At 69.4% G+C, this 6,926-nt stretch carries 8 protein-coding genes and 1 pseudogene; 6 read left to right on the top strand and 3 right to left on the bottom strand.

Annotation, left to right across the window (positions count from 1 at the left end):
* The 3 genes from ribB to ribD all read right to left on the bottom strand — a co-directional run.
* On the bottom strand, positions 1-650 hold a 650-nt coding region (ribB, locus tag VFM98_RS00995), incomplete at its 3' end, for a 3,4-dihydroxy-2-butanone-4-phosphate synthase (RefSeq protein ID WP_325108017.1).
* A complete protein-coding gene (locus VFM98_RS00990) occupies positions 647-1,276 on the bottom strand; it encodes a riboflavin synthase (RefSeq protein WP_325108016.1) in 630 nt (209 codons plus the stop codon). The genes ribB and VFM98_RS00990, both read right to left, overlap by 4 nt.
* 47 nt (positions 1,277-1,323) lie before the next feature.
* Entirely contained in the window at positions 1,324-2,436 is a 1,113-nt protein-coding gene (gene ribD, locus VFM98_RS00985; protein ID WP_325108015.1) for a bifunctional diaminohydroxyphosphoribosylaminopyrimidine deaminase/5-amino-6-(5-phosphoribosylamino)uracil reductase RibD, read from the bottom strand.
* 159 nt (positions 2,437-2,595) lie between these two features.
* Between ribD and VFM98_RS00980 the strand changes: the two genes are divergently transcribed.
* From VFM98_RS00980 to VFM98_RS00955, 6 genes and pseudogenes are all read left to right on the top strand, one after another.
* On the top strand, positions 2,596-2,991 hold the full coding sequence (locus VFM98_RS00980; RefSeq protein WP_325108014.1) for a type IV pilin protein: 396 nt from the start codon (positions 2,596-2,598) through the stop codon (positions 2,989-2,991).
* A gap of 20 nt (positions 2,992-3,011) precedes the next feature.
* Complete coding sequence (locus VFM98_RS00975; RefSeq protein ID WP_325108013.1) at positions 3,012-3,527, top strand: GspH/FimT family pseudopilin; 516 nt, start codon at positions 3,012-3,014, stop codon at positions 3,525-3,527.
* On the top strand, positions 3,521-4,120 hold the full coding sequence (gene pilV / locus VFM98_RS00970) for a type IV pilus modification protein PilV (RefSeq protein ID WP_325108012.1): 600 nt from the start codon (positions 3,521-3,523) through the stop codon (positions 4,118-4,120). Before VFM98_RS00975 ends, pilV begins: the two co-directional genes overlap by 7 nt.
* Positions 4,111-5,202: a PilW family protein gene (locus VFM98_RS00965; RefSeq protein ID WP_325108011.1), complete on the top strand. Its 1,092-nt coding sequence runs from the start codon at positions 4,111-4,113 to the stop codon at positions 5,200-5,202. The genes pilV and VFM98_RS00965 overlap by 10 nt, the downstream gene beginning before the upstream one ends.
* Entirely contained in the window at positions 5,199-5,777 is a 579-nt protein-coding gene (locus VFM98_RS00960; protein ID WP_325108010.1) for a hypothetical protein, read from the top strand. Before VFM98_RS00965 ends, VFM98_RS00960 begins: the two co-directional genes overlap by 4 nt.
* Positions 5,778-5,813: 36 nt before the next feature.
* Positions 5,814-6,926: pseudogene (locus VFM98_RS00955) on the top strand (hypothetical protein); the annotation flags it as partial.

Raw genomic sequence — 6,926 nt, 5'->3', positions numbered from 1 at the left:
TTCTGCACCAGCGATTCGTGCGCGCTGCGGTAGTGGATCAGGTCGGCAATGGTGCCGATCTTCAGCCCGTGTTCGGCGGCGAACAGCTGCAGGTCCGGCAGGCGGGCCATGGTGCCGTCGTCCTTCATGATCTCGCAGATCACGGCGGCCGGCGTGAGGCCTGCCATGGCGGCGAGATCGCAGCCGGCTTCGGTATGGCCGGCGCGCATCAGCACGCCGCCGTCCACCGCCTGCAGCGGGAAGATGTGGCCCGGCTGCACCAGATCCTGCGCCTTCGCTTCGCGCGCCACCGCGGCCTGCACGGTGCGTGCGCGGTCGGCCGCGGAGATGCCAGTCGTCACACCCTCGGCGGCCTCGATCGAGACGGTGAAGGCCGTGCCCATCTTGGTGCCGTTGCGCGCCACCATGGGCGGCAGCTGCAGCCGCTCGCAGCGCTCGCGGGTGAGCGTCAGGCACACCAGGCCGCGGCCGAAGCGGGCCATGAAGTTGATCGCCTCGGGCGAGACGTGTTCGGCGGCGAGCACGAGGTCGCCCTCGTTCTCGCGGTCCTCCTCGTCGACGAGGATCACCATGCGGCCGGCCTTGATCTCGGCCACGATCTCTTCGACGCTGGAGATGGCCACCGGGGCCAGCGGGGTGCGCGCGTTCATTGCGGTGTCTTTCCGGCGCCCAGCATGCGTTCGACGTAGCGGGCGATGAGGTCGATTTCCAGGTTCACGCGGCTGCCGGCCTTCAGCACGTGCAGCGCGGTGTTCTCCACCGTGTGCGGAATCACGTTGATGCTCAGTTCGGTGCCGTCGGCGCGGTCTTCGACCGAGTTGACGGTGAGGCTCACGCCGTTGACCGCCACCGAGCCCTTGTAGGCGAGGTACTTGCCCAGGGCCTGCGGCGCGAGGATGCGCAGCTCGCGGCTTTCGCCCACCGGAGAGAACTTCGTCACGGTGCCGACGCCGTCGACATGGCCGGAGACGAGGTGGCCGCCCAGGCGGTCCTGCGCGCGCAGGGCCTTTTCCAGGTTCACGGGCCCGGGTTGCGCCAGGCCGGCCGTCTTGTCCAGGGACTCGGCCGAGATCTCGATGCTGAAGTGGCCGGCGTTGGCGTCCAGCGAGGTCACTGTCATGCACGCGCCGTTGAGGGCGATGCTGTCGCCCAGCCCCACATCGTCCAGGTAGCCTGCCGGCGCGGTGATGGTCAGCCGCTTGCCGTGCTGCTGGGAAGATCCGAGGTCGTCGATGGCGGCGATACGCCCGACGCCGGTGATGATGCCGGTGAACATCCCGCTATTGTCGCAGGTACGGGCACCCGCCTCTGCTGCCCAGGCCTCTAGAAGGCATCGCGGCCCGGGATGCGGGCCAGCACCCGCAGGTCCTCGCCCACGCGCTCGAAGGGGCCGAACTCCAGCGCCACGCCTTGGGCGAGCTCCTCCAGCGGGCCGATGTTCACCATGCCGCGGCCGCTTCCGAGCAGCTTGGGGGCGAGGTAGACCAGGAACTCGTCGACCAGGCCCTCGCGCAGCAGCGAGCCGTTGAGCTTGAAGCCGGCCTCCACGTGCAATTCATTGACGCCGCGGGCGGCCAGGTCCTTGAGCAAGGCGGCCAGGTCGACCTTGCCGCCCGGCCCGGGCAAATGGGTGACGTGGGCGCCGCGCGCCTCGAGGGCGGCCTGGGCCTGGGGATGCCCTTCGGCCGCGTAGATCCAGACCGGCCGGTCCGGCACCGAGAAGAGGGCGGCGGTGGGCGGCGTCTGCAGGCGGCTGTCCACCACCACCAGCGGCGGCTGCTTGCCCACGGGCGCGAGCCGCACGTCCAGCCGCGGGTCGTCGTCCAGCACGGTGCCGATGCCGGTGAGCAGGGCGCCGGCACGGGCCCGCCAGGCGTGGCCGTCGGTGCGCGCGGCCTCGCCGGTGATCCACTGGCTGCGGCCGTTGGCGAGCGCCGTCTGGCCGTCCAGCGAGGCGGCGATCTTCATCCGCACCCAGGGCAGGCCGCGCACCATGCGGCTGAAGAAGCCGAGGTTCAGTTCGCGCGCCTCGCGGGCGCCGGGGCCGGTTTCCACCTCGATGCCGGCGGCGCGCAGCCGGGCGAGGCCTTGGCCGGCCACCAGGGGATTGGGGTCCCCCAGCGATGCGACCACGCGGGCGATGCCGGCGGCCACCAGCGCGTCGCAGCAGGGGCCCGTGCGGCCATGGTGGGCGCAGGGTTCGAGCGTGACGTAGGCGGTGGCCCCGCGCACGTCGGCGCCGCGGGCGGCCGCGTCGCGCAAGGCCATGATCTCGGCGTGGGCCTGGCCGGCCGGCTGGGTGTGGCCCTGGCCCAGCACCTGCTGGCCGTCGGCCGAGACGATGACGCAGCCGACGCGGGGATTGGGTTCGGAGCGGCCGACGGCCTGCGCGGCGAGCGCGAGGGCCTGGGCCATGAAGGGACTGCCGGGGTGCATCGCTCTATTCTCGGCCAGGTCCGTGAACGTTCGTTTGCGGGCCGCGACGCGGCCGCCCCGCCCGTCGCAACCGTGCCCCCGCCCATCCATCCCCAGGGCCAGCTCGACCGCCACCGACTAGACTCCGTCCGCCGAGTCTCATGGCATGTTGGAACAAGAATGAACAAGAGCAGGGCCGCCCGTGGCTTCACGCTGATCGAACTGATGATCGTCGTGGCAGTGATCGCGATCCTTGCCGCCGTGGCGTTTCCGTCCTATCGGGCCGCGATGGTGAAGAACCGGCGCGCCGCCGCCCAGGCCTACCTGGCCGACGTGGCGCAGCGCCAGCAGCAGTACCTGATGGACGCGCGCTCGTTTGCGCCGGACGTGGCGACCCTGAAGGCGCTGCCGCCTTCCGAGGTGGCCGCGAACTACACGGTCACTTTCGTGGTCAGCGCCTCGCTGCCGCCGGCCTACACGGCCACGGCCGCGCCGCTGGCCGGCGGGCCCCAGGTTTCCGACGGGCCGTTGAGCATCACCAGCAATGGCAGCAAGCTGCCGGCGGGCAAGTGGTAGCCGGACGGAGGTTCGAACACATGGCCGAGCGAATGAAGAACTGCGCTCCCGGGCGCGGCGCCAAGGCGCGCTCCGCGGGATTCACGTTGATCGAGTTGATGGTGGTGGTGACCGTGGCGGCGATCCTCGCCGGCATCGCCGCGCCTTCCTTCCGCGAACTGATGGCCGCGCAGCGCGTGCGCGCCGCGACCTCCGACCTGTATCTCGCGCTGGTCAAGGCGCGCTCCGAGGCCATCAAGCGCAACGGGGAGGTGACGATCCGGCCGATGCACGTCGACTGGGACGACGGCTGGAAGATCGTCAACCCCGAGGATCCCGCCGGGCCGGAGCTCCAGGTCCAGACCGCGCCCGCGAGCGTGAGCATCGCCGCCACTTCCGGCCTGGGCGAGATCGTCTACAACGGCTCCGGGCGCACGACGCTGGCGCCGGGCGGCGACCGCAAGTTCGTGATCACCGCGCCCAACACCTCGCTGTCCCGCTGCGTGCTGGTGGACAACAGCGGCCGGCCCTACGTGAAGGAAGGGTCGGTGTGCTGACGCGGCAGCCTTGCGCCCGCACGCGCCAGCGCGGCACGACCCTGATCGAGGTGATGGTCTCGATCCTGATCACGGCCCTGGGCCTGCTCGCCCTGGCCGGCCTGCAGACGCGCATGAACGCGGCGCTGATGGAGTCCAACCAGCGCGCGCACGCCCTCACGCTGCTGCAGGACATGACGCAGCGCATGCAGGCCAACATGAACCAGGCCGCGGCCTACGTCACGGGCACGGCCGATCCGCGCGGCACGGGCGATGCCGCACCGGGGGACTGCAGCACGCTGGCCGCCCCCACCCGCGCCGACCTGGACCTCTGCGAGTGGAGCAACGCGCTCAAGGGCTCGCACGAAGTCAAGGACACCGCCAGCGTGGGCGCCATGATCGGCGCGCTGGGTTGCGTCGAGCAGGTGCAGGCGCCCAATCCGGCCGCCGGCGTCTGCCAGCCGGGCGTGTACCGCGTGACGATTTCCTGGCAGGGCTTCAATTCCACCGTGGCGCCGGCGGTCAGCTGCGGCGCCGACCAGTACGGCTCCGACGACGCGCTGCGCAAGGCGGTGAGTTCCAGCGTCGTGGTGCCGCTGCAGACATGCTCGTGATCCCGCGCCGCACCGCGGCACCCGCGCGCCGTCGCAGCGGCGGCATGACCGTCATCGAGATGATGGTCGGCATCGCCGCCGGCATGCTGATCGTCGCCGCGATGGCCTTGCTGTTCGCGAACAACAGCCGCACGCGCACCGAGACGGAGCGGGCGAGTCGCAAGATCGAGAACGGCCGCTATGCCATGGAGCTCCTGGCGACGGACCTGGAGCACGCCGGCTATTTCGATTCCTTCGATCCGCGCCAGCTGCCGCTGCCGGCGGCCATGCCCGACCCGTGCACGACCGACGTGGCAGCGATGAAGACGGCACTGCCACTGCACGTCCAGGGCTATGACAACTCGGACGGCGGGCTCTCGTGCATCACCGACGTCAAGACGGGCACGGACGTGGTCGTCGTGCGCCGCGCTTCCGCCTGCGCGGCCGGCGTGGGCGCCTGCCCGGCGCTGCCGGCCAACATGGTCGGCTTCCAGGCCTCCTCGTGCAGCGACCCGGCCAACGGGGAGCTCTCCACCGCGAACATCGCCAACCACTACCGCCTGAGCAAGACGGCCGCCGATTTCACGCTGAAGCGGCGCAACTGCGCCACCGGCGCGGAGATCCACCGGTACCTGGTGCGCATCTACTTCGTCGCCAACAACGACAAGCCGGGCGACGGCATCCCGACCCTCAAGCGCGCGGAGCTCTCCGCGAGCGGCGGCACCCTGGGCTTCACCACCACCTCGCTGGTGCAGGGGATCGACAACCTGCAGGCGGAGTACGGCATGGACACCGACGGCGACGGCAGCCCCGACGTGTACAGCGCTTCGCCCGACATCTACCAGGCCTGCACGCCGGAAGACTGCGTCGCCTACTGGTCCGGCGTGGTCGCCGCCAAGGTGTTCCTGCTTTCACGCAGCGTCGAAGCCTCGCCGGGCTATACCGACGACAAGGTCTTCGAGCTGGGACGGGTGGCCGATGCCGACACGGGCGGCGGCGCACCGAGGACGATCGGCCCCATCGGCGACCGCTACCGGCGCAGCCTGCTGCACGAAGTCGTGCGCCTGCAGAACCCAAGCAGCCGGAGGCTTTCGCCGTCATGAAATCCACATCCCAGCGCGGCATCACGCTCGTGATGGCGCTGATCATGCTGATCCTGCTGACGGTGATGGCACTGTCCACGTTCAACATCGGCAAGACCAACCTGCAGATCGTCGACAACGCGCAGCAGCAGATCCAGGCGCAGAACGCCGCCCAGGCGATCCTGGACCAGGTGGTGAGCTCGCCGACCTTCGTCGAAACCCCCGGCGAGGTCCTGGACAACTCCAACTGCCCGCCGGAGATCGGCGCCCCGGCCAACAGCCGCTGCGTCGATCTCTATGGCGACGGCAAGACCGTGGTGGTGGTGGCGATGAACCCGCAGCCCGCCTGCACCCAGGTGCAGGTCGTGCCGGCCAGCAAGCTGGACGTGGCGAACAAGGAAGACCTCGGCTGCGTCCTCGGCGAGCAGCAGAACTTCGGCATCGAGGGCGTCAACACGGGCGCATCGCTCTGCTCCGACAGCCTGTGGGAGCTCAACGCGAAGGCGAACGAACCGGTTTCGCGCGCGGAGGCGGTGGTGGCGCGCGGCGTTTCCATGCGGGTATCGAACGACTCGGTTGCAACGGCTTGCCCCTGACCGCAAGAGTCGGGGCTGGATGAGGAAGGACGTTAGATGGGATCGCACCTGAAGTTCACTTTGGGCGCGGCGCGACGCGCGCTCGCCGTGCTGGCGCTGCTGCTCGTGCCGGCCGCCTACGCGGAGGACATCGACATCTTCATGGCCAATGTCGCGGCGGGGGCGGCCGTGCAGCCGAACATCATGATCTGGGTGGACAACTCGTCCAACTGGTCGCGCGAGTCGCAGAAGTGGCCGGACAACGGCGGCGAACAGGGACGCGCCGAGATTGCGGCGCTGCAGAACGTGCTCGCCTCGGGCGCGCTGCCTGCCAACATGGGGTTCGCGGGCCAGACGGGCAGTGGCCAGACCGTCGGCGGCTACGTGCGCTTCGGCATCCGCAACATGCAGGTCGCGGCCAACAAGACGGCGCTGAACAACACCCTGACTTCGATCCGCGACAACATCAACTCCTCCAAGGAGAAGATCAACACCGCGGAGCCGGCTGCCGCGATGTTCGAGATGTACCGCTATTTCACGAGCGGCAAGGTCTTTCGCGGCGGGTACGTGAGCGGAAACGATCCGGCCTCGAACGTCGACACCTCGGTGTTCGACCCGGCGGACTCCCGCAAGTACCAGGGCCCGCCCGCCAATTCCTGCGGCCGGAACTACCTGATCATGGTGGTCAACAACGTCAACGGGTCCGTGCCGGAAGGCGCCGACAAGTACGACGGCGAGAAGTTCACCGGCCAGGCCATCACCGGTACGGGTGACAGCTACATCGACGAGTGGGCGCGTTTCCTGTACCAGCAGGGCATCAGCGTCTACATCCTGGACGCCTACAACAAGCAGCAGGACAAGACCTATTCGCGCATCCTGGAGCGGGCGGCGAACGTCGGCGGCGGCAAGTACTACGCCGTCAAGAACCAGTCGCAGATCGAGACGGCCTTCAAGCAGATCCTCGCCGAGATCAACGCGGTGAACTCCACCTTCGCCACCGCCTCGCTGCCGATCAGCGCGACCAACCGTTCGCAGAACCTGAACCAGGTGTTCATCGGTATGTTCCGCCCGGACGGCGAGGCGGAGCCGCGCTGGATGGGCAACCTGAAGCGCTACCAGCTGGTGAAGAAGGCGAGCGGCGTGGACCTGGGCGACGCAGTGAAGGCCGAC

The organism is Ramlibacter sp. (genome assembly GCF_035706265.1).
Lineage (GTDB): Bacteria > Pseudomonadota > Gammaproteobacteria > Burkholderiales > Burkholderiaceae_C > Ramlibacter.
This window is presented reverse-complemented; position numbering and strand designations above follow the sequence as displayed.